The sequence below is a fragment of the Pseudomonas sp. R28(2017) genome (assembly GCF_002112505.1).
Taxonomy (GTDB): Bacteria; Pseudomonadota; Gammaproteobacteria; order Pseudomonadales; family Pseudomonadaceae; genus Aquipseudomonas.
This window is the reverse complement of record NZ_NEHW01000006.1, coordinates 252,176-277,550: the sequence shown is the minus strand read 5'-3', so window position 1 is coordinate 277,550 and position 25,375 is coordinate 252,176. Positions and strand designations below refer to the sequence as shown.

The 25,375-nt window shown below is 64.8% G+C and carries 22 protein-coding genes; 8 read left to right on the top strand and 14 right to left on the bottom strand.

Annotation, left to right across the window (positions count from 1 at the left end; all coding sequences use genetic code 11):
* Positions 1-175: 175 nt before the first annotated feature.
* Positions 176-940, bottom strand: coding sequence for a secretin N-terminal domain-containing protein (locus tag CAF78_RS13410; protein ID WP_177408536.1), 765 nt, complete (start codon positions 938-940; stop codon positions 176-178).
* A gap of 144 nt (positions 941-1,084) precedes the next feature.
* Here CAF78_RS13410 and CAF78_RS13405 point away from each other — a divergent pair, with 144 nt between their 5' ends.
* Together CAF78_RS13405 and CAF78_RS13400 are read left to right on the top strand one after the other, a co-directional pair.
* On the top strand, positions 1,085-2,245 hold the full coding sequence (locus CAF78_RS13405) for a hypothetical protein (RefSeq protein WP_085676163.1): 1,161 nt from the start codon (positions 1,085-1,087) through the stop codon (positions 2,243-2,245).
* A gap of 92 nt (positions 2,246-2,337) precedes the next feature.
* Positions 2,338-3,780, top strand: a complete 1,443-nt coding sequence (locus CAF78_RS13400; RefSeq protein ID WP_085676162.1) for a SulP family inorganic anion transporter — start codon at positions 2,338-2,340, stop codon at positions 3,778-3,780.
* A gap of 114 nt (positions 3,781-3,894) precedes the next feature.
* On the opposite strand, the gene fusA is transcribed toward CAF78_RS13400, so the two are convergent.
* Both fusA and CAF78_RS13390 read right to left on the bottom strand, forming a co-directional pair.
* Entirely contained in the window at positions 3,895-6,006 is a 2,112-nt protein-coding gene (gene fusA, locus CAF78_RS13395) for an elongation factor G (protein WP_085676161.1), read from the bottom strand.
* A 73-nt stretch (positions 6,007-6,079) separates the two neighbouring features.
* Positions 6,080-6,505 (bottom strand): hypothetical protein, encoded by a 426-nt coding sequence (locus tag CAF78_RS13390; protein ID WP_085676160.1) that lies wholly within the window; start codon positions 6,503-6,505, stop codon positions 6,080-6,082.
* A gap of 239 nt (positions 6,506-6,744) precedes the next feature.
* Between CAF78_RS13390 and CAF78_RS13385 the strand changes: the two genes are divergently transcribed.
* Complete coding sequence (locus CAF78_RS13385; protein WP_085676159.1) at positions 6,745-7,047, top strand: hypothetical protein; 303 nt, start codon at positions 6,745-6,747, stop codon at positions 7,045-7,047.
* A gap of 8 nt (positions 7,048-7,055) precedes the next feature.
* Here the strand turns inward: CAF78_RS13385 and CAF78_RS13380 are convergent, their stop codons facing one another.
* Both CAF78_RS13380 and gcvA read right to left on the bottom strand, forming a co-directional pair.
* Positions 7,056-8,306, bottom strand: coding sequence for an aspartate aminotransferase family protein (locus CAF78_RS13380; RefSeq protein WP_085676158.1), 1,251 nt, complete (start codon positions 8,304-8,306; stop codon positions 7,056-7,058).
* A gap of 209 nt (positions 8,307-8,515) precedes the next feature.
* A complete protein-coding gene (gcvA, locus tag CAF78_RS13375; protein ID WP_085676157.1) occupies positions 8,516-9,412 on the bottom strand; it encodes a transcriptional regulator GcvA in 897 nt (298 codons plus the stop codon).
* 267 nt (positions 9,413-9,679) lie between these two features.
* Here gcvA and CAF78_RS13370 point away from each other — a divergent pair, with 267 nt between their 5' ends.
* The 3 genes from CAF78_RS13370 to CAF78_RS13360 all read left to right on the top strand — a co-directional run bounded on the left by CAF78_RS13370 (position 9,680) and on the right by CAF78_RS13360 (position 12,390).
* Positions 9,680-11,062: an amino acid permease gene (locus CAF78_RS13370; protein ID WP_085676156.1), complete on the top strand. Its 1,383-nt coding sequence runs from the start codon at positions 9,680-9,682 to the stop codon at positions 11,060-11,062.
* 57 nt (positions 11,063-11,119) lie between these two features.
* On the top strand, positions 11,120-11,620 hold the full coding sequence (locus tag CAF78_RS13365) for a PaaI family thioesterase (RefSeq protein WP_085676155.1): 501 nt from the start codon (positions 11,120-11,122) through the stop codon (positions 11,618-11,620).
* A gap of 74 nt (positions 11,621-11,694) precedes the next feature.
* Entirely contained in the window at positions 11,695-12,390 is a 696-nt protein-coding gene (locus tag CAF78_RS13360; protein WP_085676154.1) for a glutathione S-transferase N-terminal domain-containing protein, read from the top strand.
* 90 nt (positions 12,391-12,480) lie between these two features.
* Here CAF78_RS13360 and CAF78_RS13355 read toward each other — a convergent pair whose 3' ends face one another.
* Positions 12,481-14,097, bottom strand: coding sequence for an inorganic phosphate transporter (locus CAF78_RS13355; RefSeq protein ID WP_085676153.1), 1,617 nt, complete (start codon positions 14,095-14,097; stop codon positions 12,481-12,483).
* Between the two features lie 121 nt (positions 14,098-14,218).
* On the opposite strand from CAF78_RS13355, the gene CAF78_RS13350 reads away from it, so the two are divergent.
* Positions 14,219-14,605, top strand: a complete 387-nt coding sequence (locus CAF78_RS13350) for a DUF488 domain-containing protein (protein WP_085676152.1) — start codon at positions 14,219-14,221, stop codon at positions 14,603-14,605.
* Positions 14,595-15,026 carry a GNAT family N-acetyltransferase gene (locus CAF78_RS13345; RefSeq protein ID WP_085676151.1) on the top strand — a complete coding sequence of 144 codons (432 nt, stop codon included), beginning with the start codon at positions 14,595-14,597 and terminating at the stop codon, positions 15,024-15,026. The genes CAF78_RS13350 and CAF78_RS13345 overlap by 11 nt, the downstream gene beginning before the upstream one ends.
* 125 nt (positions 15,027-15,151) lie before the next feature.
* Here the strand turns inward: CAF78_RS13345 and CAF78_RS13340 are convergent, their stop codons facing one another.
* From CAF78_RS13340 to CAF78_RS13305, 8 genes are all read right to left on the bottom strand, one after another.
* Positions 15,152-16,606 (bottom strand): right-handed parallel beta-helix repeat-containing protein, encoded by a 1,455-nt coding sequence (locus CAF78_RS13340; protein ID WP_085676150.1) that lies wholly within the window; start codon positions 16,604-16,606, stop codon positions 15,152-15,154.
* Positions 16,607-16,609: 3 nt separating this feature from the next.
* The gene (locus tag CAF78_RS13335; RefSeq protein WP_256573902.1) at positions 16,610-17,698 is read right to left on the bottom strand and encodes a polysaccharide lyase; all 1,089 of its coding nucleotides are present in this window, start codon (positions 17,696-17,698) and stop codon (positions 16,610-16,612) included.
* Between the two features lie 131 nt (positions 17,699-17,829).
* Positions 17,830-19,242: an alginate biosynthesis protein AlgX gene (locus CAF78_RS13330; protein WP_085676148.1), complete on the bottom strand. Its 1,413-nt coding sequence runs from the start codon at positions 19,240-19,242 to the stop codon at positions 17,830-17,832.
* A gap of 27 nt (positions 19,243-19,269) precedes the next feature.
* Positions 19,270-19,899 (bottom strand): alginate O-acetyltransferase AlgF, encoded by a 630-nt coding sequence (locus CAF78_RS13325; RefSeq protein ID WP_085676147.1) that lies wholly within the window; start codon positions 19,897-19,899, stop codon positions 19,270-19,272.
* 18 nt (positions 19,900-19,917) lie between these two features.
* A complete protein-coding gene (locus tag CAF78_RS13320; protein ID WP_085676146.1) occupies positions 19,918-21,012 on the bottom strand; it encodes an alginate O-acetyltransferase in 1,095 nt (364 codons plus the stop codon).
* 9 nt (positions 21,013-21,021) lie between these two features.
* Positions 21,022-22,449 carry an MBOAT family protein gene (locus tag CAF78_RS13315; protein ID WP_085676145.1) on the bottom strand — a complete coding sequence of 476 codons (1,428 nt, stop codon included), beginning with the start codon at positions 22,447-22,449 and terminating at the stop codon, positions 21,022-21,024.
* Positions 22,450-22,463: 14 nt separating this feature from the next.
* Entirely contained in the window at positions 22,464-23,918 is a 1,455-nt protein-coding gene (locus tag CAF78_RS13310) for an alginate export family protein (protein WP_085676144.1), read from the bottom strand.
* The gene (locus tag CAF78_RS13305) at positions 23,915-25,366 is read right to left on the bottom strand and encodes a tetratricopeptide repeat protein (RefSeq protein ID WP_085676143.1); all 1,452 of its coding nucleotides are present in this window, start codon (positions 25,364-25,366) and stop codon (positions 23,915-23,917) included. The genes CAF78_RS13310 and CAF78_RS13305 overlap by 4 nt, the downstream gene beginning before the upstream one ends.
* Between the last annotated feature and the right edge of the window lie 9 nt (positions 25,367-25,375).

Genomic DNA, 25,375 nt, shown 5'->3' with positions numbered 1-25,375 from the left:
GCCTCGAAGGCCCTTGCCAGGGCCCCTGATTAGCGGGAGCGAGGCCATCATGCCCTTGGGAAAAACACCCTGTCAAATGTTTTGTAGTGCTTTTTTCTACTTACTACATCTTTGGTCTAATGCGACTTGGCGGTCAGTTTCAAGGCCTTTGGTCGAGGCCTTGATTTGCCTGGGATCAGTCCAGAAGGTCGACTTTGACACGCAATGTCATGTTTTCACCCCGTTGCGTGCTGTAGGTACGGCTTGACGGGTTGCGTTCAGCTTGGCTCTGCTGGTTGTAACCGGCCAGGGTGATCCACTCACCGAGCCTTCCGCTGACGGTCGTGTCGGTACTTTGAACTTTCACTACATCGGCACGTTCCTGACTCATTCGGTCATTATTGGTGCTGATTTGCAGACGAACCGTATCTCCGCTCAGGCTTGGCGTGACGTAGAAGCCCTGGGTCACATTGCGGTATTCGGTGTTGCTCTGGATACGCCCGTAGCCGTCGGTGCTGGTGCTGGTGATCGGGATGCTCTGGCCGACCTGGATCAGTGCCGGTTGCCCCTCGCTGGCCTGGATCTGCTGCAGGCCGCCGTCGCGGTTGCTGGTGCCGTAGCGGATGACCTGGCCGTTGCCACGGTTGTCCTGGTAGTTGCTGTCGCTGTTGTCGACGCTGATCAGCAGGCGCTTGGGCGTGGTGTCCAGCTGTTGCAGCAGGGTGCGCAGGTCGTCGATGCGTTCGGGGCTGGCATTGACGATCAGCTTGTTCTCGAAGGCGCTGACCGTGCCGTCGCGGCCGATGAAAGCCTGGGCGGCGGGCAGCAGTTCGGCGCTGCTGCGATGCTGCAGCGGCACCACCTCGGTGGCGGCCTGGGCGGTGAGGCTGGCAGTCAGCAGCAGGGCAGTGAATAGGGGGCGTAGCGGCATGTCCATGATCTCCGCAGGTGGAATCAACATGATGGCAAATTTGTCAGGTATTTGCCGGGCCTGGATCACAGCTGCCCGTCTGCAGGCCTGCCAGGGAAGGAGAGGAGGGTGTTTTATCTTGTTTTATCTTGTAGGCTATAAATTATAGTTGGAAAGATAATTGAGGATAATGGCATGTCACCTTCCCGTCCGCTGCTGCGTCGCGATCAGTTGGCCAAAGCCCTTGCCCAGGATCTGGCCGGCGAGTCGCTGGTCGATTACAGCTCGGGCATGTTCCTGGCTGCGCCTCGGCGTACCGGCAAGAGCACCTTCCTCAACAACGACTTCATCCCCGAGTGCGTGCAGCGTGGCTGGCTGCCGGTGTATGTCGACCTGTGGTCGGACCGCGACGCCGCTCCGGCCGACCTGATCAGCGGCGCCATCGGCACCGCGCTGGGCGGTTTCGAGAGTGCGTTGGCCAAGGCTGCGAAGAAAGCGGGCATCGACAAGATCAACCTGCTGCGTACCCTCAGCTGGGACTTCACCCGCCCGCAGCTGCCAGCCGGTACCACCCTGGCCCAGGCGCTGGCGGTGCTGCACCAGGTGTCAGGGCAGATGGTAGTGCTGATCATCGATGAAGCGCAGCACGCGCTCAACAGTGAAGACGGCCTCAATGCCATGTTCGCCCTCAAGGCGGCACGCGACCATCTCAATCGCGGAGACCGCCCGGACGGTCTGCGCCTGGTGTTCACCGGCTCCAGCCGTGACAAACTCGCCAACCTGGTGCTCAAGAGCAAGCAGCCGTTCTTCGGTGCCAGCATCACCCCGTTCCCGTTGCTGGGGCGTGAGTATGTCGGCTTCATTACCGAGCTGTGGAACCGCCGCCTGGCCGACAGCAACCAGTTCAAGGCCGACGACCTGGAATATGCCTTCGAGTTGGTCGGGCGGCGGCCGGAAATGCTCAACAAATTGTTGGCCGAGGTCAGTGTGGGGTTGGGCGAGGCGGCCAACCTGGGTGAGTTGTTGCGCACCGGTGCGCTCAATCACCAGGCCGGGGTGTGGAGTGACTACGAAAGCGCCTGGAATGAGCTATCACCCTTGCAACAGGCGGTGCTTGAAGTCATGGCCGAGCGCGCACAGGGCCGGCAGCCGTTCTCGCCGTTCACCGAGCAGACCTTGCTCGATGTCGCACGCAAGCTGGAGCAGGCCGGGGCTGAGGTCAACGCCAGCACGCCCAATGTGCAGAAGGCCCTGGATGCCCTGCGCGACAAGGAGCTGGTGTGGAAGGCCAACCGCGGCGAGTACGCCTTGGAGGACGCGTCCATGGCGCAGTGGCTGACCCGCACAGGCCGATGACACGCCTTGCGGTGGCCGCTGTCTGACAAATTCCGTAACATCGCGCCCCTTGTTTTTCGTACTGTCCGCCAGGACCGCACCACAGGATGCCCATGAAACCCGCCCGACTACGCGCCGACCTGCTCGCCGGCCTGACCACCTCGTTTGCCTTGGTGCCTGAATGCATCGCCTTTGCCCTGGTGGCCCATCTCAACCCCCTGATGGGCCTGTATGGCGCCTTCATCATCTGCACCCTCACGGCATTGTTCGGCGGCCGACCCGGGATGATTTCCGGTGCCGCAGGCTCCATGGCGGTGGTGATCGTCGCCCTGGTGGTGCAACACGGTGTGCAATACCTGCTGGCCACGGTGCTGCTGGGCGGGGTGGTGATGATCCTGTTCGGCCTGTTGCGGCTGGGCAAGCTGGTGCGGCTGGTGCCGTACCCGGTGATGCTCGGCTTCGTCAACGGCCTGGCGATTGTCATCGCCATGGCTCAGCTGGAGCACTTCAAGGACGGCGAGCACTGGCTCAGTGGTGCACCGCTGTACCTGATGATCGGCCTGGTGGCGCTGACCATGCTGGTGGTCTACGTGCTGCCCAAGCTGACCCGTGCGGTGCCGCCGGCGCTGGTGGCGATCCTCGGGGTTGGCGCGCTGGTGTACCTGCTCGACCTGCCGACCCGCACCCTCGGCGACATGGCGCACATTGCCGGTGGCCTGCCGCAGCTGGCCTTGCCGCAAGTGCCGTGGAACCTCGAAACCCTGAAGATCATCGCCCCCTACGCGGTGCTGATGGCCATGGTCGGCCTGCTGGAAACCCTGCTGACCCTCAACCTCACCGACGAAATCACCGAGAGCCGCGGCTACCCGGACCGTGAATGCGTGGCGCTGGGTGCTGCCAACATGATCTCTGGTATGTGCGGGGGCATGGGCGGCTGCGCGATGATCGGCCAGACCGTGATCAACCTCAGCTCCAATGGCCGTGGCCGGTTGTCGGGCGTGGTGGCCGGGGTGATGATCCTGCTGTTCGTGCTGTTCCTGTCGCCGCTGATCGAGCGCATCCCGCTGGCGGCGCTGGTCGGGGTGATGTTCGTGGTGGCCCAGCAGACCTTTGCCTGGGCCTCGCTGCGGGTGCTGCACAAGGTGCCGGTGAGCGATGTGCTGGCGATCATCGCGGTGACGGTGGTGACGGTGTTCACCGACCTGGCCACGGCGGTGTTGTTCGGTATCGTCATCGCGGCGGTGAACTTTGCCTGGCAGCATGCCCGCGAGCTGTATGCCGACAGCCACGAGGACGGCGAAGGGGGCAAGCATTACCAGGTGCATGGCACGTTGTTCTTTGCCTCGACCACGCCGTTTCTCAACCAGTTCGACCCGGCCAATGACCCGGCCAAGGTCACGCTGGATTGCCAGCATTTGAGCTTTGTCGATTACTCGGCGATTGCCGCGCTGAAGACCTTGCGTGAGCGCTATGCCAAGGCCGGCAAGCATCTGCGTGTGGTGCACCTTTCCGAGCGCTGCAAGAAGCTGCTGAAGCGGGCTGGCGAGCAGCACTGAGCATCGTAGTGGCCTGCACTGGCCTCTTCGTGGGCACGCCCGCTCCCACAGGGTGATCGCATAACCCCTGTGGGAGCGGGCGTGCCCGCGAAGAGGCCAGTGCAGGAGAAGGGCTTACTCCCCGCGGTTCTTTTTCACGATGGCATCGGCAATGCTCGCCGGTGCCTCGGCATAGCGGGTGAACTCCATCGAGAAGCTCGCCCGCCCCTGGGTCATCGAGCGCATCGACGTGGCATAGCCGAACATCTCGCCCAGCGGCACCTCGGCGCGGATCACCTTGCCAGCCGGCGTCTCATCACCGTCCTGGATCATCCCGCGACGCCGGCTCAAGTCGCCGAGAATATCGCCCTGATACTCCTCCGGCGTCACCACCTCGACTTTCATCACTGGCTCCAGCAACACCGCGCCGCCTTTTTGCGACAGCTGCTTGGTGGCCATGGAGGCGGCGATCTTGTAGGCCATCTCGTTGGAGTCCACGTCATGGTAGGAGCCGTCGTACACCGCCGCTTTCAGGTTGATCAGCGGATAGCCGGCCAGCACGCCGTTCTTCATCTGCTCCTCGATGCCTTTCTGGATCGCCGGGATGTACTCGCGCGGTACCACGCCGCCGACGATCTCGTTGATGAACTCCAGGCCTTCCTTGCCCTCGTCACCGGGGGCGAAGCGGATCCAGCAGTGGCCATACTGGCCGCGCCCGCCGGACTGGCGCACGAAGCGGCCCTCGATCTCGCAGGTGTTGCGGATCTTCTCGCGGTAGGCCACCTGCGGCTTGCCGATATTGGCGTCGACGTTGAACTCGCGCTTCATGCGGTCGACGATGATGTCCAGGTGCAGTTCGCCCATGCCGGAGATGATGGTCTGGCCGGTTTCTTCGTCGGTGCGCACGCGGAACGACGGGTCTTCCTGGGCCAGCTTGCCCAGGGCGATGCCCATCTTCTCCTGGTCGCCCTTGGTTTTCGGTTCCACCGCCACCGAGATCACCGGGTCGGGGAAGTCCATGCGTTCGAGGATGATCGGCTTGTCGATGTCGCACAGGGTATCGCCGGTGGTGACGTCTTTCATGCCGATCAGCGCGGCGATATCACCGGCGCACACGTCCTTGATCTCGGCGCGCTGGTTGGCGTGCATCTGCACCATGCGGCCGATGCGTTCCTTCTTGCCTTTCACCGAATTGAGCACGGCGTTGCCTGAACTGAGCACGCCGGAATACACCCGGGCAAAGGTCAGGGTGCCGACGAAGGGGTCGGTGGCGATCTTGAAGGCCAGGGCAGAGAACGGCTCCTTGTCGTCGGCGTGCCGTTCCAGGTGCTTTTCTTCGTCGTCCGGGTCGGTGCCCTTGATCGCCGGGATTTCCGAAGGGGCGGGCAGGTAGTCGATGACCGCGTCGAGCATCAGCGGCACGCCCTTGTTCTTGAACGACGAGCCGAGGATGGTCGGGACGATTTCATTGGCGAGGGTACGCTGGCGCAAGGCGGCCTTGATTTCATCGACGCTCAGTTCCTCGCCTTCGAGAAACTTCAGGGTCAGTTCATCATTGGCTTCGGCCGCGGCCTCGATCATGTGCGCCCGCCATTCGTCGGCCAGCGCCTGCAGTTCGGCGGGTATGTCTTCTTCGCGGTAGCTGGTGCCCTGGTCGTTGTCGTTCCAGTAGATCGCCTTCATCTTCACCAGGTCGATCTGGCCGATGAAGTTCTCCTCGCTGCCGATGGCCAGCTGGATCGGCACCGGGTGGTGGCCCAGGCGCTGGTCGATCTGCTTGACCACCCGCAGGAAGTCGGCCCCCTGGCGGTCCATCTTGTTGATGTAGGCCAGGCGCGGCACGTGGTACTTGTTGGCCTGGCGCCAGACCGTCTCGGATTGCGGCTCGACGCCATCGGCGCCGCTGAACACCACCACCGCGCCATCGAGCACGCGCAGCGAGCGTTCCACCTCGATGGTGAAGTCGACGTGGCCGGGGGTGTCGATGATGTTGAAGCGGTACTTGTCGGCGAACTGCTTGGTCGAGCCTTGCCAGAAGGCCGTGGTCGCCGCCGAGGTGATGGTGATGCCGCGCTCCTGCTCCTGGGCCATCCAGTCCATGGTCGCGGCGCCATCGTGCACCTCGCCCATCTTGTGGTTGACCCCGGTGTAGAACAGGATGCGCTCGGTGGTCGTGGTCTTGCCGGCGTCCACGTGGGCGACGATGCCGATATTGCGGTACAGCTCGATGGGCGTTGTACGGGCCATGGCGGACTACCTGCGGATGGGCGGATTCCCCCACGGTAGCAGAGCGGGGGAATCCTGCCTGACCGCCGGGCCGTCAGTCAGCCTGGGCTTGCAGCATCCACTGGCCGTCGATTTCGCGGGCCAGGCCGCTGGCCGGCAGCAGGGCCAGCAGGCGCTCGTGCAGGGCGGCTTCGGTGAAGGTCCTGAGGGTGGTGAGGTCCAGTGCACCGATCAGGCTGAGGTCGGCCTTGGTGTACGACAGCCAGGCCTTTTTCAGCACCTGGGCGACATCGCTGCCGGCGGTGCTGGCGAAGCGGCGGTGCCACGGGCGGCCTTCGAAGGTGAAGTTGTGGGCATGGCTGTAGCTGCTTTCGTCGCTGCCTTCGGCGCAGCGGTAGCAGCTGCACGGGCCTTCGCCGAAGGCGTTGCGCAGGTAGCTGTTGAAGTCCACGACGGGCTTGAGGGTCAGGCGTTTGTCGACCTCGAACAGGTCGGCGATCAGGGGTTCTTCGGCGCTCACTCAGGTGTCCTCGTGTGGTGTGGCGTGCATCGGCGGGCACCCTAACAGATCGAGGCATCTTTTGCAGGCCCGGCCTCTCCGCGGGCACGCCCGCTCCCACAGTTACTGTGCACACCTTGAGCAATGTGAAATCCCTGAGGGAGCGGGCATGCCCGCGAAGAGGCCAGTAGAGACAACAGAGATCACCTGCCGTACTCTACGCGGCCAAATACCCAGACACCCTTTTGAGGTAACCCCGCTTGAGCACCAAGTACCCTTACACTGCCACCGTGACCATCAGCGCCGAAGACCGCGGCGGTGACACCGAAGCCTCGGAAAACCCGGGCATGCGCGTCGGCCTGGAGGCGGTGACCGAGACCCTGAAGAAGGTGCATTTCGTCGGTACGCTCGCGGCCCCCGAGAAATCCGCCACGCACATCTGCGTGACCCTGGAGAACGGCCTGACCTACTACGGCCCGATCGTCAACGGCCACGCCGAGCTCGAAGGCGGCTGGATCGCCTTCGAGTCCGACATGCTCACCCCTGAAGAACTGGGCCTGTAAGCCCCGATTCAGTTCAGCTCGGCCAGGCACTGCTCGAGGATATCCAGCCCTTCCTCGAGCACCTCGGCCTCGATGGTCAGCGGTGCCAGCAGGCGGATGATGTGCCGCGCCTTGCCGCTGGGCATCAGCAGCAGCCCCTTGGCCCGCGCCGCTTCCATCACCTTGGCCAGCTGGGCGGGCGCTGGGCTGCCATCGGCATTGACGAACTCGATGCCGCGCATGGCGCCGGTACCGGTCAGGCGGCCGATGTACGGGCTCAGGTTCGAGGCCTTCCAGCGGGCATGGCGGCCAACGATCGCCTGCTCCTGGCGTTCACCCCAGGTGGCGACGTTCTCGTCGGTCATCTGTGCCAGGCTCGCCAGCGCTGCCGCGCAGGCGATCGGGTTGCCCGAATAGGTGCCGCCCAGGCCACCTTTGGGCAGTGCTGCCATCAGCGCCTGACGCCCGACCACCGCACCCAGTGGCATGCCACCGGCAATGCTTTTCGCCAGCAACAGCAGGTCTGGTTCAATCCCCAGGCGCGGGAAGGCGAAGCGTTGGCCGGTGCGGCCAAAGCCGGACTGGATCTCGTCGATGATGATCAGGATCCCGTGCTCGTCGCAGAAGCGCCGCAGGGCCTGGGCAAACGCCGGGTCGAGGGCGAGGAACCCGCCTTCGCCTTGCACCGGCTCGAAGATGAACGCCGCCACGTCCTCGACCGCCAGTTCGACGCTGAACAGGCGGTCCATGGCCTTGAGCGCCTGCTCGCAGGTGACGCCGGTATCGGCGCTGGGGTAGGGCAGGTGGTACACCGGCCCCGGCAGTTCACCGACCCGCTGCTTGTAGGGCGCGACCTTGCCGTTGAGGTTCAGGGTGGCCAGGGTGCGGCCGTGGAAGCCACCGTCGAAGGCGATGATGGCGCGTTTGCCGGTGGCGCCGCGGGCCACCTTCAGGGCGTTTTCCGCCGCTTCCGCGCCACTGTTGGTGAGCATGCCGGCCAGCGGGTAGCTGACCGGGACGAACTGGCGCAGGCGCTCCATCAATTCCAGGTACGGGCCATGGGGGGCGGCGTTGAAGGCGTAGTGGGTAAGGCGGCTGGCCTGGGCCTGGATCGCTTCGACCACAGCCGGGTTGCAGTGGCCCAGGTTGAGTACGCCGATGCCGCCGACAAAGTCGATATAGCGTTTGCCGTCGGTATCCCAGACTTCGGCATTACGGCCATGGGAAAGTGTGATCGGATGAACGATGGCGATGGATTGACTGATACTTTCCAGCTTCATGGGCACGCGGACCTTGTTCGAGTTTCTTAATATCCAAGCGCGCCGCGGTATTATTCCGCAAACGAATTATTCGATTGCGGTCATTCCCCAGATTCATGAACTGGCCCCTTCGCGGGCAAGCCAGCTCCCACAGGGTCTGCGCAAGATTCAAGTCTTGTGCAGACCCTGTGGGAGCGGGCTTGCCCGCGAAGAGGCCAGTACAGGCCATATCAATCTCCCTCAGCCACCCGCTCGCGAATCCACTGCACGAACGCCTTGACCTTGGGCACTTCGGCGGCATGTTCGGCATGGGCGATGAAGTGCCGGCCATTGCTCGCCACCGGGTGGTCCCAGGCCACCACCAGCTTGCCTTCGCTCAACTCTTCGGCCACCAGGTAGCGCGGGATCAGGGCGATGCCACAGCCAGCGATGGCCGCCCGGATGCACAGGTAGAACGTGTCGAAGCGCGGCCCGTGGTAGCTGTTCTGGCTATGCAGGCCCAACCCCAGGAACCACTCGTGCCAGGCCTCCGGCCGTGAGGCGCACTGCAGCAGCCGGTGTTCGGTGAGCGCCTCGGCGCTGTCGAAGCGGTGCCGGGCCAGCAACTCGGGCGCACACACCGGCACCACGGCCTCGCTGAACAGCTCGATGCAGGTGGCTCCCGGCCAGGTGCCCTGGCCGAAGAAGAAGGCGATATCGGCCTTGGCCTGCACCAGGTCGAACGGCTCCAGCTCGTTGCGGATGTCCAGGTGAATGCGCGGGTGGCGGTCGCCGAAGCCCTTGAGCCTGGGCACCAGCCAGCGCGCGCCGAAGGTCGGCTGGGTGGCGATGCGCAGCACCTCGGTCTCGTCGCCGTAGCTGAGGATGTAGCGGCTGGAGATGTCGATCTGGGTGAGGATCTTGTTCACCTCGGCGAGGTACAGCGCGCCCGCCGGGGTCAGGTGCAGGCGCCGGCGAATGCGCTGGAACAGCGAATGCGACAGCATGTCCTCGAGCTGCGCGACTTGCTTGCTGACGGCGCTCTGGGTCAGGTGCAGCTCCTGTGCCGCACGGGTGAAGCTCAGGTGCCGGGCGGCGGCTTCGAAGCACTGCAAGGCGGTGGTCGAGGGCATCAGGCGTTTGGACATGGCAGGCGCGTACCGAGCAAAAAAGGAAGGAGTTCATTCCGTATTGGAATCATGTGCTTCGAAAAGGTCGTTTGTTGACCTCGCCCTATAGATTAATACTGACCTCGATCAACGATTACAACCGGTACGGCGAAGAGGAGGCAAGTGCGGCACCGGCGACATAAAACAACAACAACGAGCAACACGACCTACGCGAATTCTGCTCCAACTTTTCTGCCGTCGACGGCATTACCGCCGCACGCCGGCCGACCCATTCGAGGGTTCTCCATGGCTTCGCTACACAACAACAAACAGCGTTCCTTGCAGCACGGCCTGACCTCGCGTCAGGTGTCCATGATTTCCATTGCCGGCATCATCGGTGCCGGCCTGTTCATCGGTTCTTCCAACGCCATCGCCACCGCGGGCCCGGCCATTCTCATCTCCTACGCCATGACCGGCCTGCTGGTACTGCTGGTGATGCGCATGCTGGGCGAAATGGCCATCGCCAACCCCAACAGCGGCTCGTTCTCCACCTACGCCTCCGAGGCCATCGGCCCGTGGGCCGGCTTCACCATCGGCTGGCTGTACTGGTGGTTCTGGGTACTGATCATCCCGGTCGAGGCCATCGCTGGCGCGGACATCCTGCATGCCTACTTCCCGGGTGTGCCGTCCTGGCTGTTCGCCTTCCTGATCATGGTCGTGCTGTCGGGCAGCAACCTGGTCAGCGTGAAGAACTTCGGTGCGTTCGAGTACTGGTTCGCGTTGGTCAAGGTGGTCGCGATCATCGCCTTCATCGGGGTCTGCAGCCTGGCCGTGTTCGGCTTCTGGCCGCTGGCCGAGGTGTCCGGCATCAGCCGCCTGTGGGACCAGGGCGGGTTCATGCCCAACGGCTTCGGTACCGTGCTCGGTGGTGTACTGATCACCATCTTCTCGTTCTTCGGCGCCGAGATCGTCACCATTGCCGCCGACGAAACCGCCAACCCGAAAGACAAGATCCGCCGCGCCACCAACCTGGTGGTGTACCGCATCGCGATCTTCTACCTGGCGTCGATCTTCCTGGTGGTGTCGCTGGTGGCCTGGAACGACCCAGGCCTGAAAGCGGTGGGCTCGTTCCAGCGCGTGCTGGAAGTGCTGAACGTGCCGGGCGCCAAGTTGCTGGTCGACCTGGTGGTGCTGGTGGCGGTGACCAGTTGCATGAACTCCGGCCTGTACACGGCGTCGCGGATGCTCTATTCGCTGGGTGCCCGTGGCCAGGCGCTGAGCATGACCAAGCGCATTTCCGGCGCCGGCGTGCCGACCGTGGCGGTGATCCTCTCGACCCTGGCAGGCTTCGTCGGTTGCTTCGTCAACTACGTGCTGCCGGGCAAGGTGTTCGGTTTCCTGCTGTCCACCACCGGCGCCATCGCCTTGCTGGTGTACCTGGTGATCGCCGTGTCGCAACTGCGCATGCGCGCCCGTGCCGAACGTGAAGGGCGGCCGCTGGAGCTGAAGATGTGGCTGTTCCCGTGGCTGACCTGGCTGGTGATCGGCACCATCGTCATGGTGCTGGGCTACATGCTGTTGAGCGATGCCTACCGCTACGAGACGTTGATGACTGCGGGCGTGACCCTGTTCATCCTCCTCGTTTCGCTGACCCAGAAGGGCGGCAGGGCGATTGCCCAGACGGCCTGACCTTTCTGCTTTAATGGGGGCGTTTCGCGCCCCCATTCCAACAAGCACAGGCTGCGTATGAACGATCAGATCCTTTCCCTCCAGGCCCTCGCTGCCCCTGATGGCACCTGCTACGGTTGCGGCAGCGCCCACCCCAGCGGCCTGCACCTGCAAAGCCACTGGGATGCCGACGGCATCCACCTGTTGTGCCGGCATTCACCCGACAGCACCTTCATCGGCTGGCCCGGCCTGGTCTACGGTGGCCTGCTGGCGATGCTAGTCGACTGCCATTCCAACTGGACCGCGATGGCCTATCACTACCGCGCCGAAGGCCGCGAAGCGGGCAGTCTGCCGCGCATCGACTGCGTGACCGGCAGCCTCGGGCTGAATTACCTCAAACCCACGCCGATGGGTGTGGAGCTGCTGCTCAAGGCGCGCGTGGAAGGTGAAGTCGGGCGCAAGACCCGGGTCATCTGTGAGGTCTGGGCCGGCGACGTGCTGACGGTCAGCGCCGACTCGGTGTTCGTGCGGGTAGACACTGAAAAGCTCAAGCTCAAGGCGCACGGCCAAGCCAGCTGATCAGCGGCAGGTGATGGTCAGCCAGCCGGGATGTCTCTAGAGTGAGAGGTCCCATTTCAAGGCCAAGGTTGACCATGACCGATCTGAGCGCATTCCCTATCACCCGTAAATGGCCCGCGAAGCATCCCGAGCGCCTGCAACTGTATTCGCTGCCCACGCCTAACGGCGTCAAGGTGTCGATCATGCTGGAGGAGATCGGCCTGGCTTATGAGCCGCACAAGGTCAGCTTCGACAACGATGACCAGCTGAGCCCTGAATTCATCTCGCTCAGTGCCAACAACAAGATCCCGGCGATCCTCGACCCCAATGGCCCGGGCGGCCAGCCGCTGCCATTGTTCGAGTCGGGGGCGATCCTGCAGTACCTGGCGGAAAAGAGCGGGCAGCTGCTGAGCCAGGAACCGGCCCAGCGTTACCAGACGCTGCAGTGGCTGATGTTCCAGATGGGCGGGATCGGGCCGATGTTCGGCCAGGTCGGTTTCTTCCATTTCTTTGCTGGCAAGGAATATGAAGACAAGCGCCCGCGTGACCGTTACGTCAACGAGTCGAAGCGCCTGCTCGGGGTGCTGGACCGGCACCTGAAAGGGCGTGAGTGGATGGTCGATGAATACAGCATCGCCGACATCGCCATCTTCCCCTGGGTGCGCAACCTGGTGGAACGCTACAACGCGCGCGAGTTGGTAGGCTTCGACCAATTCAAGGAAGTGCAGCGGGTGCTGGCGAAATTCCTTGAGCGGCCCGCCGTGCAGCGTGGTCTGAAAATCCCTTCCTGATAAACCGCTGAGGGCACTGTGGGAGCCGCGCTTGCCGGCGATGGGCTCCCACACGTGACCGCGTACACCTGGAAGCTGTTCGGTGTTGGTTCAGAAGATCTGGCTCAGCAGCCAGTACAAGCTACCGGCCAGCAGCATCGCCGCCGGCAGGGTCAGCACCCAGGCCATCAGCAGGTTGATCAGCGTGCGCTTCTGAATGCCCGAGCCGTTGGCAACCATGGTCCCGGCCACCCCCGAACTCAGCACGTGAGTCGTCGATACCGGCAACCCGAACATGTCCGCCGCACCAATGGTGCACATGGCAACTACTTCCGCCGAAGCACCCTGGGCATAGCTCAGGTGAGTCTTGCCGATCTTCTCGCCGACCGTGACCACGATACGCCGCCAGCCAACCATGGTGCCCAGGCCCAATGCGATGGCCACGGCCACCTTGACCCAGAGCGGGATGTAGCGGGTGGCGTCGTCCAGCTGGGTCTTGAACAGCTGCACATGGCTGCGGGTATCGGCGTCGAACGCCACCAGTTGTTTCTTCTCGATCAGGCGGATGGCTTCGCTGGTCAGGTACATGTCGTTGCGCACGTTGGCCATGGCTTCGGCCGGCACGCGCTGCAGCGAGCCATAGCCTTTGACCTGGTCACCGATCATGCCGGTGAGCGCGGCGAGTGCCGGCACCAGCTGCGGGCTGGCCTTGGGCTCGGCGATGAACGCGGTCAGCGCCTGGCGCGGGTCGGCGGGGGCCGGCCCGGGATCGCTGCGCACCAGCACCTGGCGGGTCACTTCGGCGACGGCGGAGAACTGCAGCGCCTGCTCGCTGGGCATGGTCTTGTTCAGGGCGTAGGCCATCGGCAGGGTGCCGACCAGGATCAGCATGATCAGGCCCATGCCTTTCTGCCCGTCGTTGGAACCGTGGGCGAACGACACGCCGGTGCAGGTCAGGATCAGGATGCCGCGGATCCACCACGGTGGCGGCGTGCGCCCTTGTGGCGCCTGGTACAGTGCCTTGCGCTTGACCAGCGCGCGCAGGGCCAGCAGCAACAAGGCTGCGCAGGCAAAGCCGATCAGCGGTGAGAACAGCAGGGCATAGCCGACCTTGCTGGCCTGGGCCCAGTCGACCCCGCTGGTGCCGTCACGCCCGTGCATCAGCGCATTGGCCACGCCCACGCCGATGATCGAGCCGATCAGCGTGTGCGAAGAGGACGCCGGCAGCCCCAGCCACCAGGTGCCGAGGTTCCAGATGATGGCCGCCAGCAGCAAGGCGAAGACCATGGCGAAGCCAGCCGAGGAGCCGACCTGTAGAATCAGCTCCACCGGCAGCAGGGCAATGATGCCGAAGGCCACCGCGCCACTGGAAAGCAGCACGCCCAGGAAGTTGCACAACCCGGACCAGACCACCGCCACCGGCGCTGGCAGCGAGTGGGTGTAGATCACCGTGGCCACCGCGTTGGCGGTGTCATGGAAGCCGTTGACGAATTCGAAGCCCAGGGCGATCAGCAGCGCCAAGCCCAGCAGAAGAAACGGCGTGACGGTGGTGATCACCGTGCCGCTGGCGGTCACGTCCTGCTTGAGGCTCCAGGCGGTGTAGGCGATACCGGCCAGCAGCAGGCCAAAGAACAGCACGAGGGTGGCGCGCCCGGGTTTGTGCGCAAGCTGCGGGCGGGCATCGCTATGGGCCAGTGGCAGCTGGCTGGCCAGGGACGGGGTTGCCATGGGGGCTCCGGTCGGCGTCGGCGAGGGTGGCTCTGAGCATAGAAACAATTCCTCGGCTGGACGTGACCTCGGTCAATGAATTACCTAGGCTCAAGACAGACGGTAAAGGCAGGAGAACCCCATGATTCGCTGCAAGCGCGTCTACGACGCACCAGGCAAGGAAGATGGCCAGCGTGTGCTGGTCGACCGCCTGTGGCCGCGCAACAAACGCAAGGATCAGCTGCAGGGCGAGTGGCTTCGCGAGGTGGCGCCCTCCACCGATTTGCGCAAGGCGTTGCACCAGGGCGAGGTGGATTTCGCCGGGTTTACCCAGCGCTATCAGCAGGAGCTGGCAGCGCACCCGGAATGCTGGTACCCGCTGCTGGACCTCGCGGCCAAGGGCAACCTGACCCTGCTGTACGCCGGCAAGGACACCGAGCACAACAATGCCCAGGTGCTGGCGGCCTGGCTGGAAGACGAACTGGAGCGGCGCGGCCCGGGCAGCTCGCCGGTGTGCTATGCCCGTTGAACTGGTTACTGCGAGCGATGCCTGGTGCACCTTTGCCCGCGACCTCACACGGCGGGCGATGCTGCCCTATTACCGCGAGTTCGACCTGTTGTGGATCGAGGAAGCATTCGACCAGGCCTGGGGCTGGCGCGAGCAGTGGCTGGTGATGGAAGGCGAGGCCGTGCTGGGCTTCTGCAGCCTCAGCCAGGACCGGCAGGGGTTGTTCATTCGTGAGTTGCACCTGGTGCCGGAGCAGCGTGGGCGAGGGGTGGGCAGCCAGGTGCTGGAGATGCTGGCCACATGGGCGGCGCAGCGGCGTCTGCCGTTGTTGAGGTTGATGGTGTTCAAGAGCAACCCGGCGCGGCAGCTGTACCGGCGCCACGGGTTTGTCGAGATGGGAGAGGATGACTGCTTTGTGAGGATGCAGCGGGTCATTGGTTGACCTGTGCCGGCCTCTTCGCGGGCACGCCCGCTCCCACAGGGTCACCACAATTTTGAAAACTGTGGGGTACCTGTGGGAGCGGGCGTGCCCGCGAAGAGGCCATTACAGTCACAGCAAATGCTGGATCATTGCTGCCTCACCCGCACAGTCTCACCTTGGCGAACCGTGGCCTCGAGCAACTGCCCTTGCAATGGCAGCAAGTCACCGATCAACAAATTCTGCAACAGCGGCTTGCCATCGAAGCTGTTGCCCCCCAGCACCACGTCCCGCATGCCTTCCACCCGCACCAGTGCCTTGCCGACCTGCCCCAGGCGGTTGCCGCTGAGCACTAGCGGCCCGGCCAGTGGCGTGGCATTGCGCAGGCTGATGGCATACTCCGCCGTATTGCCGATGCGGTTGTCGAGCAACGCCACGGCGCCCACCTCGCTGGCATCCACCGCGCTACCCTGGCTGCTGGCCAGCAGGTTGTCGTCGATCACCAGCGGTGCCGCCGTGGTGGGGGCCAGGCTGCGCAGCTGGATGCCATTGCCGCGGCTGTCACCGATGCGGTTGCCGGCCAGCAGTACCGCGCCCTGTTGCTCGCTGACTTCGATGGCGGCCTTGGTGGCGCCAAGGATCAGGTTGCCTTCGACCAGGGCGCGGGTCTGGCCACGCAGGCGCACGCCGCTGTTGTTGTCGATGCCGCGCAGCTGGTTGCCCTGCAGCTTGACCTGGCTGTTCTGCACATCGATGGCGTACTGCTGCGACTGCTCGAACTGGCTGCCGGTGATGGTCGCCTGACTGTGCTGCAGCTCCACCGCGCTGGACATCTCGCTGAACTGGCTGTCGCGGATGATTACCGTGGCCGGGCGTGTGCTGGCTGCCTGCTGGGTGCTCAAGGCGGTGGTCAGGCCACGCGAGAGGTTGGCGTTGTAGCCCAGGCGCTTGAGCGTCGAGCCGAGCACCTGGGTATGGCTGCCGGCCCAGGCCACCACGAACGGCCGCCAGGCGCGGTCGGTGCTGCCCGGCTTGTCGCCGGCCATGCTCTGCAGGCTGGACTGGTTGAGCCCAAGCCAGCCCTGGTTGATCAGCGCCGTGCCGGAGAAACTCGACAGATATAAGCTGGTGCCTTCCAGCACCAGCCCGGCGTCGCTGCCGATCAACAGCGGGTAGCTGAGCAGGTAGCCATCCTTGTAACGCTTGAGGACGCGTGGGTCGTTCAGTGCGTCGTGCAGTTGCGCCAGGGTGATGCTGCCACCCCGCAGCATCACCACCTGCGGGTGGTGCGCCTGGTAACCGGCGATGGCGCGGAACAGGCCGTTGTTGACGAACGGCTCGAACGGCCAGCTGCCGGCCTGGGACGAGAACATCGGTTGCAGGCTGACGCTGGCGCGCCCGGCCGGGCGTTGCCGCTCGGCCTGCTGGAACGCCACGGCCTGGCGCACCTGTTGGCGCAACTGGTCGACCTTGAGCTGGCGCTGCGCCTGGGGCAGGGTGTCCACGGTCTGGTTGGCTGGCAGCGCCTGGCTGGCGGCCTGGGCGGCGCCTGCCAGGCACAGGGCGGCCAGGCAGGTGAGGGAAAAGCGGGCGAGGGCAGCCATGGGTCAGCTCCTTGATCCGGGCAGTGGGGGGTAGAAGGCTTTGATCGGGCCGCCGAGCTGGCTGTAGTTGTCCACCTCGCCGTCTTCGCTGTCGTACAGCTGGCGCGCCAAGGCATGGCCGGGGTTGCGCTGCAGGAACGGGATCAGCCAGGCCATCTTGTACGGTGCCACATCCGCCTGGGCCTGGCCCTTGAGTTCGGGCAGGTCGCCTGGGTCGAGCACCGTGCGGGCGGCGAAGTTGGCCAGCAGGTCGAGGGTCTGCTGGTCGTCATGGCTCCACGGCAGGCCATTGGCGCGTGCCGACTCGGCCAGCAGCACCAGCGGCACCAGGGCGTACTGGCTGTAGTTGGCCGCCAGCTTGCTGCGTGCCACTTCCAGCGGCAGGTAGGCATAGTTGCCATGGTTGGCGCGCACGGCCTGGGCCAGGCCACGGCGCAGGTTGCCGTCGGCCCACTGGATGAAGTCGTCGCGCCCGACCAGCATGCCGGTGGCGGCCACGGCCCAGGCCGCCCAGTAATCGTGGTTGTTGAAGTACACCCCGCTGGCGCTGCGGCGTGGGTCGTACTCGCGGATCACCTGCTCGCCGAGGCGGGTGAACCAGCTGCGCTGTGCCTCGCTCAATTGCAGCTTGCCGTCGCTGGCCGACTGGGTCAGCAGCACGGCACCGGCCATCGCCGCCAGCGCCCATTTGCGTGCGGCCATGCCGGTGCCGCTGGCATCCGGGTTGAGCAGGGCGCCGGCTTCGGCCCAGTGTTGCAGCCACTGGTCCTGGCAGGCCAGGGCCATGTTGGCGTCCTGGGGCTTCTTGGCGCCCTGGAAGCGTTTGCTGGCGTAGATAAGGCCGCCGACGAACTGCTTGACCTGCTTGCCGATGCGTTCGCTGTCGGCATCGGGGCTGCTGCGCAGGGTCGACTTGCTGGCGTCGCGCTGGTCGTACTTGCTTTCCAGGCGCAGGCTGCCGGTGTAGGGCGCGGGTGGTTCCTTGGTGCAGGCCAGGGTGCGGTAGTCGGCGATCATGGCCGACTGGGGGGTGCTGTGGGCGGGCCAGATGGATTGCGCCGCCTGTGTCAGTGGGCTCATCAGAAACATCATGAGCAGGACTGGGGCTGCTTTGCAGCCCTTCGCGGGCATGCCCGCTCCCACAGGGATTTGTGAGGCTGAGGTGGTCATTGTGGGAGCGGGCGTGCCCGCGAAGGGCCGCAAAGCGGCCCCAATCAGCGGTATCACAGGCATAGCCGCGTCTCCACATCGGTTGCCGCGGTCCCGGCCTTGGTCGGCTCCATGAACACCGACAGCAGGTTGGCCCCGGCAAACTCCGGCGCCTTGCTCAGCTCCAGGTAATACTGCCCACCCGTCACCGCCGCCTCACGGCGGAACCACACCTTGTCCCGCGCACCGTTGTCGTAATAGACGATGATGTAGAAGTCCTTGACGTTCTTGTCGCTCAGGCGGATGTCGAGAAACCCCTTCGACAGCGCCTGGCGGCCACTGCCGGCGTTGCTCAGCAGCTCGATGCGCTCGCCCACCTTCAATGCCGGGCGTTGCAGCTTCGCGCCAAGCACTTCCTTGTTGGCCGCACAGCCGCCCTGAACCGCCGGCACCAGCTGGCGGTACATCAACGGCGAGTCGAGGCGGTAGTTGGCCGGCAGTTCCCAGACGATCAGCTTGGGCGGTGCCTTGGGTTTGTAGTCGCTGGACAGCAGGTACTCCAGCAACGAGCCGTCTTCGCCGACCCCGGGCAAGGCGTAGTTGAGGATGTCGACGTTCAGGTACTGCTTCAGGTAGCCGTCGAAATTGAACTGCTTGCTCTCGTCTTCACGGGCCGCGGCGTTACTGTCGCCGACCAGGATCACCTCCGGGTCCGGCGCCTCGTCGAACAGTGCGTCAGCGCCTGCCGCCTCCGGGATGGTCTGGTAGCCGCGCACGTACTGGAAACCGTAGTTGTTGCCGCAGATGCTGCTCATCGCCAGGTTCATGGTGCCATCCTTGGGCACCATCACGCCCGGTTCGGTGCGGTACGCCTTCTTGGTCAGCCCGGCATAGAACGGCTGGCGGCGGATTTCCTCGGCCATCAGCCTGGCGGTGGCCTCGGCGCCGGTGGGCGTCCAGTGGTGGTCACGGCGGAAGAAGTACTCGCCCTTCGGCGGCTGCTGCACCAGCTGCATCATCGGCGCCACCACCGCGCCGCCCTGGCGCAACTGGCCCAGGTAGGCGGCGAGGCTGTTGCTGGCGCGGGCATAGTCGAAGCCATGCAGCTGGTCGGCGAACAGCTTGTCGCGGTGCATCAGCCCGCGGGTCGGCTGGATCGCCATGGCCACATGAATGCCCTGGCGCTCGAACGCCTGCATCAGGCGGGCGAACTCTGGGCGCATCGGTGCGGGGATGCCGAAGTCGTTGGTCAGGTCGACCGCCGAACGGAACAGCCAGCGGTCCTTGCCAGGCACGATCTCGCGCATCAGTTTCATGCGCCCTTCGGCATAGCGTTGCGGGTCGCTCAAGGCCGGGCAGACCATGCACTGCAGGTTCTCGCAGCCAGGCCCGGCCGCTTGGGCAGCCTGGGCCGGCTGTGCGGCGTGGCCGGGCAGGCTGAGCAAGGCCAGGGCAGCGCTCAGGCCAAAAGGTACAAGGGTCTTCATGTGCCAGTCATCCTTGCAGGGCAATCATCACTCGGTCGGGTCGATGCTGTTGGCCAGGGTCATGCTGCGGTTGCCCGGCAGCAGCACGTAGCTGTACGAGCGGCCTTTCTTCAGGAACTGCTCGTCGAAGCTGGCGACCTTGGTGTCCTGCTGGTACGCGGCGAAGTCGATCTTGATCTCGTTGACCATGCGCGTGCCGGTCTCGCCATTGCCCAGCGCTTCGACCACCTCGTGCTTGCCATCGGAAGTCTTCAGTGCAGCCTGGTTGGCGGTGAGGTTGTAGAAGGCGATCTGCGCCTTCTTCGGCTCGTTGACGTACTTGTCGCTGATCAGCTTCAGCTGCTTGCCGTCGTAGATCACGGTGCTGGCGGCATTGGCCTTGAGCTGCGGTTCGATCGACTTGCCGCCGACGGCGATCTTGTGCGGGCCGGCGGGGGTGAAGCGGTAGCCGCTGAGCTGGCCGGCGGCAACCCGCTGCGGGTTGACCTTGCCGCTCAGGCTGACGTCGATGTTGCTGTCGGACAGGTTCAGCACCCGGACGAACGCCGAGTCGGCCGGGGCCACGGCGTCGTACAGGTCGGCGTTGCCTTCGGCGGCCAGGGCCGCATGGCTGGCAGCGGCCAGGGCGATGGCGGTGAACAGTGGGGTGAGTTTCATCAGGCTCTCCTTGATTCGTCAGAAATGCTGGGGCGTGGCGCTACGGCTGAGCGAGCCGGGGCGGTGGGCGAGCAGGGTGCGCAGGGGGAACTCCCAGACCACGGTGTCGATCTGCGTGTTGGCCAACTGGTCGCTGGCGAGGAACTGGTTCATCGCCTCGAACGGGCCGCGGGCTTCCACGGCGATGCTCAGCAGGTCACGGTTGAGCGCCTCCTTGAGGAAGCCGACGAAGTTCCAGTCGTCGATCTTGCTGTAGCTGGTACCGACCAGCAGCAGGCTCTGGTCTTGCTCGGCGAACAGGTCGTCGGCGCCTTGGGTGGCCTTGAGGGTTTCGTACAGGGCGATCGGGTTGGGGCCGAACTGCGGCGCCAGGCGCGCGTGGTCGAACTGGATGTAGTTCATCAAGTCGCCCTTGACGCTCTTCTCGCCGGCCTTGTGCGACACGTACACCTGGTCACCCAGCAGTTGCGGGCGCTGGCGCGCCAGTTCATAGGCCGACAGCCGTGCGCCTTCCGGGCTCCAGTGGGTGTCGGACTTGAGGAACAGCTGCGGGCCATTGAGGTTGGCCAGGAACGCCGGGCGCAGCGGCACCACATCCAGCTGGCGGTCTTGCAGCGCGCCGACGAAACGGTCATAGAGGCCCGTCACCCGCGGGTCGAAGGCGTGTTCGGCGTGTGCCGCGTACACATCGAGTTTCATCGGCAGCGGCAGGATCACCAGCTGCTTGCCATGCTCGGCCAGCTGCGTGCGAACCTTGGCGATCTGCTCCAGCTGGCTCGCCAGGTTGGCGTCGAGGTCGTTGGGCACGCGGTATTCCTGGTTGGTGTACAGCCAGCCATCCTTGCCCAGTACCACGCCCTTGGTACCTTCGCCGAACAGGTGGAACTGGGCATCGGCCCACAGCTCCACCGACGGCTCACGCAGGAAGAAGCGCTTGTCGTAGGCCTGCTCGAACTTGCGCAGCAGCTTGCCGTCGACGAACAGGTTCCAGGTGTCGGTCGAGGTGCGGGCGAAGCTGAACACCGGTGGCAGCGAGTAGACGAACATCGCCGCCAGCACCACCACGAACAGAATGCCATTGGCCTTGCTGGCCGAATTCATCACCGGGTACATGGCCGTCTCCTAGAACTGGAAATACAGGAAGGGCGAAAACGAGTTCGCCGCCAGGCTGCTCAGCGCCAGCAGGAAGCCGCCCCACAGCAGCACGCTGTGCAGCGCGCCGACATGGCGCATGAAATAGCCTTCCTTGTTGCCGGCGTAGAAGCGCAGGTTGTTGATCCCGGCCAGCACCAGCCAGGCCAGCGCCACCAGGGCAAAGGCCATGGCCATCTTCGAGGCGCCGAGCACGTACAGCTCCAGCGAGCCGAAGCCGTTGAAGCCGAACAGCGCCTGGTAGATGTCGATGCTGTGGCGCAGGTCCATGGTGAAGAACAGCGGCATGCTCAGCACGATCAGCAGGCCTGTGCGCAGGTTGCGGCTCAGGCGGTAGGGCGCACCCACCTTGGTCGCCAGGTTGAACTTGCGTTCGATGACCATGCCGACCCCGAAAAAGAGCCCCCAGCAGATAAAGGCGAAGCTTGCGCCGTGCCACAGGCCCGACAGCAGCATGGTCCAGACCAGCGCCGGCAGGGCACCGGCCACGCGCTTGCGTACCAGAGGCATATACACGTAGTCGCGCAGGAAGTGCGCCAGGGTCATGTGCCAGCGTGCCCAGAACTCGGTGATGCTCTGCGCCACGTAGGGCTGGTTGAAGTTCTCCGGGAAGCGGAAGCCCATCATCAGCGCCAGGCCCAGGGCCATGTGGCTGTAGCCGGCGAAGTCGAAGTACAGCTGCAGGGTCGAGATCACCAGGCCGAACCAGGCGTCGCTGAACTGCAACGTGCCTTCACTGACAAACAGCAGGTTGATCGGTGCCAGGCGGTCGGCGATCAGCACCTTCATGATGAAGCCGAGCATGAAGCGGCACACGCCCAGCGAGAACAGCTCCAGCGAGTGGGTGCGTTCGCGCAGCTGCGGCGCCAGCTGGCTGTAGCGCAGGATCGGCCCGGCCACCAGGTGCGGGAACAGCGCGACGAAGGCGGCGAAGTCGATGAAGTTGCGCGTCGGCGTGGCGTCCTTGCGGTAGATGTCGACGATGTAGCTCAGGGCATGGAACACGTAGAACGAAATGCCCAGCGGCAGGAAGATGTTTTCCAGTGTCCAGGTGTTGATGCCCAGCGGCGCCAGCAGCATGGCCAGCACCTCGGCGCCGAAGTTGGCGTACTTGAAGTAACCCAGGGTCGACAGGTTGCCGGCCACGCCGATCCACAGCAGGCGCAGGGCCATGGGTTTGTCGCCGGCATCCAGGCGTGCCTTGATGCGCAGGCCGAACCAGTAGTTCCAGTAGGTGATGCCGACGAACAGCAGCAGAAAGTCCGGCCGCCACCAGGCATAGAAGATGTAGCTGGCGGCCACGATCACCGTGGAGCGCCACTGCGCCCTGGCCAGGAAGTACACGGCCAGGAACAGCGGCAGGTAAAGGAACAGGAACACATTGGAGGCGAAGATCATGGCACGGCCCTTCCTTAGTAACTGATCACCACGCCGACGCTCAGCTGGTAGTCATCGCCGGTTGCCAATGCACTGCCGGCATTGAGGTAACTGGCGCTGACCAGCGCGTTGACGTCCAGGTGCTTGCCATCGATAGCCACCGGAAACATCTTCCAGTAGTAGTTGAGGTCGATCATCTGCCCGACATTGCGCCCGTTGCCGTTGCTGCCCTGGTTGATGGCACGGTTGCGCTGCGAACGCTGGTCGCCATTCATGCGGATCGGCAGGGTGCCGTCGGCATCGCGCAGGTCCAGCTGGGTCACCCGCAGGTCCAGTGCACTGCGCGGGGTGGGGCGGGTCTCCACGGCAAAGCCGTAGTAGCTCAGGTTGCGCAGGTCGAGGGCGACGAACGAACTGGTCAGGCGGGTGCTGTAGGAGCCGGTGCGGGTGATGCGGTCGGACTGGATGGCGTTCAGGCGAAAGCCATCGTTCTCGTCGCCGGGCTTGTCGGTGAGGCCGCCGCGCAGCGCCACGCGAGGGGTCCACGCCAGGCTGTCGAAGCGCTTGCCGACTTCACCCAGCACCGCCCAGCCCTTGCTGCTGTGGCCGGTGGTGGTGACGCCGTTGCCGTCGGTGTTGTCCATCTTGCCGTCCAGCGCCGCCAGTTCCAGGTGGTAGTCGCTGAGCGCCGGGTAGGCAAGGTTGTCGCCCTTGAAAAACAGCCCGTAGCGCATGCCCTTGAAGTCGTAGCGGTCGTCGGCGTCGTGGCCGCTGTGGTCGTTCTCGTGCATCAGGCGCACCCCGACCTGGTTGTTCTGGCTCCAGCGGTAGGCGTACTGGCCCATCAGGTAGGTGGTGCGCTCCTCGCTGTCGGCCAGGCGGTTGACGTCGGTGTTGTAGTTGTGGAACTTCTGGCCGACGGCGAAGAACGCCTCGCTGAAGGTGTCCTGGTAGTTGAAACGCAGCGATTCGAGGCTGTCGTCCCACCAGATGCCGTAGTCGTCATAGAAGCGCTGGCGGCCGAACGAGGCGGAGAAGCGCGGGTCGTCGCCGATCAGGTTGCGCTTGACGTACAGCTCGCGCAGCTCGGCGTACCAGCCTTCGGGCTGCTCGCGTTCGTTGCTGTTGCTGGCTTCGTTGGTCAGGTTGCTCGACTGGCTGGAGTCGTAGTTCAGCCACAGGCGGCCGTACACCATCCACTTGGCCCAGCGCTTCTCTGGCGAGTACCAGGCGAACGACGGCTCGTAACGCAGGCTGTAGAACATCTCGCGGTCGCTGCCGACCTGGGAGTCCTCGGGGCCGTAGCCGGTCTGCACGGTGAGCTTGTTGAACACTTCCGAGGTGATCACCGGCTCGTTGCCATCCACGGTGGCGACGCGTACCGGTTCGTTGCTGTCGGCTTCGGGGCCGGTGATTTCTTCCGCGGCGAAGGCCGCCGGCAACGGCGCCAGGGCCAGCAGGGCGCCGAACAGGGGGTGATGCGCTTTCACAGGGTGGCCTCCTTGAACAGCCCGTTGCGAGCGGCCAGGGCGCGCTCGATGTCATCCTTTGGCAGGGTCTTTTCCAGGCGCTTGATCAGGCTGCGCGCACTGCGTTCACCCAGGTCGAGGGCGACGCGGGCGTAGGTGTAGGCCTTGACCGGGTCGTGGCACAGGGCACGGCCGTAGGCGTGCAGGGTGGCCATGCGGTACCAGGCGGCGGTGTTGCCCTGGTCGGCCTCGGCCTGGAACAGCGCCAGGGCCTTTTCCTGGTCGGGCTGGTCCTCGACGCCCTTGCTGTAGTACTCGGCCAGCAGCAGGCCGGCACCGGGGTAACCGCTGGTGCGCAGTTCCTCGATCAGTGCGCGGGCCTTGTCGGGGTCGAGGGTCAGCCAGTTGTTGACCATGTAGAACTGCGCCTGCAAGGCCTTGGCCCGGGTCGGCTCGCGCTGGCGAACCTGGTCGATCAGCGCCTGGGTTTCCTCGGCGTTGTGCTCGGTCGGGTTGGAGATCATGTAGTTGGCCTTGGACACCATGGCCGGCACGAAGCCACGGGCCACGGCCACATCGCGCCAGCGCTGGACGCGGGCGCTGGCCAGGTTCAGCGCATCGCCCTGGGCTTTCTCGCGGGCCAGTTGCTCGGGCGTTGGCGGCAGCTTTTCGGCACCGGGTACGCTGGCCTGCTGCTCGTAGCGGTCGGCTTCCTGTTCGGCGCGCTGCACGCTGGTGATGCTGTCGAGCAGCGCGGCGATGCGGTGGATGATTTCCACCGGCAACTGCTCGCGCTCAGGCTCGAGCTGGTCGGCGAAGGCCGGGAACAGGCGGTCCTGCTGCTCGCCGAGGAACGCGTAGTAGCGGTCGAGGGCGCGCACGTCCACACGCACCGCCTGGCGATACCAGCGCTCGGCGCCGGCGCGGTCGCCCTGGCGCTCGGCGAGTACGGCGTGGTACAGCTCGGGCCGGCAGTTGAGCAGGCAGGCCTGCTCGTACAGGGCCAGCAGTTGGGCGGCCTGGGCGGTGTCGACCAGCTCCGGGTAGGTCAGGAACACTTCCAGCGTGGTGCTGGTGTTGCGCGGGTCGAGGTTGGCCGGGTAGCGCGTCAATGCCTGCGCCATCCACGGCCGTTGCGCTTCGCGCAGGCTCGGCGTGCGGTCGATCAGGCGGGCCAGCGAAGCCAGTGCCGGGACCATGCCATGGCCGTCGGCAAAGGCCTTCTGGTACAGCGCCACCACTTCGGCGCGGCTGGCGCCCTCGCGCCCGGCCAGCACATCCCCAAGCAGCAGGGTGCTGGCCAGGTCGCCACGGGCGGCCAGCTCGCGCAGGTCGGAGGTGACTTCGGCCGACGGGTCCTTGTACAGCGCGTAGCGGATCTGTTCCAGGCTCTGCCCGGCACTGGCCGTGCTGGCACAGGCCAGCACCAGGCCAGCCAGCAGCAGACGGGGAGGCATATTGGCGGTCATGGCGTCATC

Excerpts from the sequence above, each read along its gene's own strand:
- CAF78_RS13410 (WP_177408536.1), bottom strand. The coding sequence starts at position 940 with ATGTTGATTCCACCTGCGGAGATCATGGACATGCCGCTACGCCCCCTA.
- CAF78_RS13405 (WP_085676163.1), top strand. The coding sequence starts at position 1,085 with ATGTCACCTTCCCGTCCGCTGCTGCGTCGCGATCAGTTGGCCAAAGCC.
- CAF78_RS13400 (WP_085676162.1), top strand. The coding sequence starts at position 2,338 with ATGAAACCCGCCCGACTACGCGCCGACCTGCTCGCCGGCCTGACCACC.
- fusA (WP_085676161.1), bottom strand. The coding sequence starts at position 6,006 with ATGGCCCGTACAACGCCCATCGAGCTGTACCGCAATATCGGCATCGTC.
- CAF78_RS13380 (WP_085676158.1), bottom strand. The coding sequence starts at position 8,306 with ATGAAGCTGGAAAGTATCAGTCAATCCATCGCCATCGTTCATCCGATC.
- gcvA (WP_085676157.1), bottom strand. The coding sequence starts at position 9,412 with ATGTCCAAACGCCTGATGCCCTCGACCACCGCCTTGCAGTGCTTCGAA.
- CAF78_RS13370 (WP_085676156.1), top strand. The coding sequence starts at position 9,680 with ATGGCTTCGCTACACAACAACAAACAGCGTTCCTTGCAGCACGGCCTG.
- CAF78_RS13365 (WP_085676155.1), top strand. The coding sequence starts at position 11,120 with ATGAACGATCAGATCCTTTCCCTCCAGGCCCTCGCTGCCCCTGATGGC.
- CAF78_RS13360 (WP_085676154.1), top strand. The coding sequence starts at position 11,695 with ATGACCGATCTGAGCGCATTCCCTATCACCCGTAAATGGCCCGCGAAG.
- CAF78_RS13355 (WP_085676153.1), bottom strand. The coding sequence starts at position 14,097 with ATGGCAACCCCGTCCCTGGCCAGCCAGCTGCCACTGGCCCATAGCGAT.
- CAF78_RS13350 (WP_085676152.1), top strand. The coding sequence starts at position 14,219 with ATGATTCGCTGCAAGCGCGTCTACGACGCACCAGGCAAGGAAGATGGC.
- CAF78_RS13345 (WP_085676151.1), top strand. The coding sequence starts at position 14,595 with ATGCCCGTTGAACTGGTTACTGCGAGCGATGCCTGGTGCACCTTTGCC.
- CAF78_RS13340 (WP_085676150.1), bottom strand. The coding sequence starts at position 16,606 with ATGGCTGCCCTCGCCCGCTTTTCCCTCACCTGCCTGGCCGCCCTGTGC.
- CAF78_RS13335 (WP_256573902.1), bottom strand. The coding sequence starts at position 17,698 with ATGATGTTTCTGATGAGCCCACTGACACAGGCGGCGCAATCCATCTGG.
- CAF78_RS13330 (WP_085676148.1), bottom strand. The coding sequence starts at position 19,242 with ATGAAGACCCTTGTACCTTTTGGCCTGAGCGCTGCCCTGGCCTTGCTC.
- CAF78_RS13325 (WP_085676147.1), bottom strand. The coding sequence starts at position 19,899 with ATGAAACTCACCCCACTGTTCACCGCCATCGCCCTGGCCGCTGCCAGC.
- CAF78_RS13320 (WP_085676146.1), bottom strand. The coding sequence starts at position 21,012 with ATGTACCCGGTGATGAATTCGGCCAGCAAGGCCAATGGCATTCTGTTC.
- CAF78_RS13315 (WP_085676145.1), bottom strand. The coding sequence starts at position 22,449 with ATGATCTTCGCCTCCAATGTGTTCCTGTTCCTTTACCTGCCGCTGTTC.
- CAF78_RS13305 (WP_085676143.1), bottom strand. The coding sequence starts at position 25,366 with ATGACCGCCAATATGCCTCCCCGTCTGCTGCTGGCTGGCCTGGTGCTG.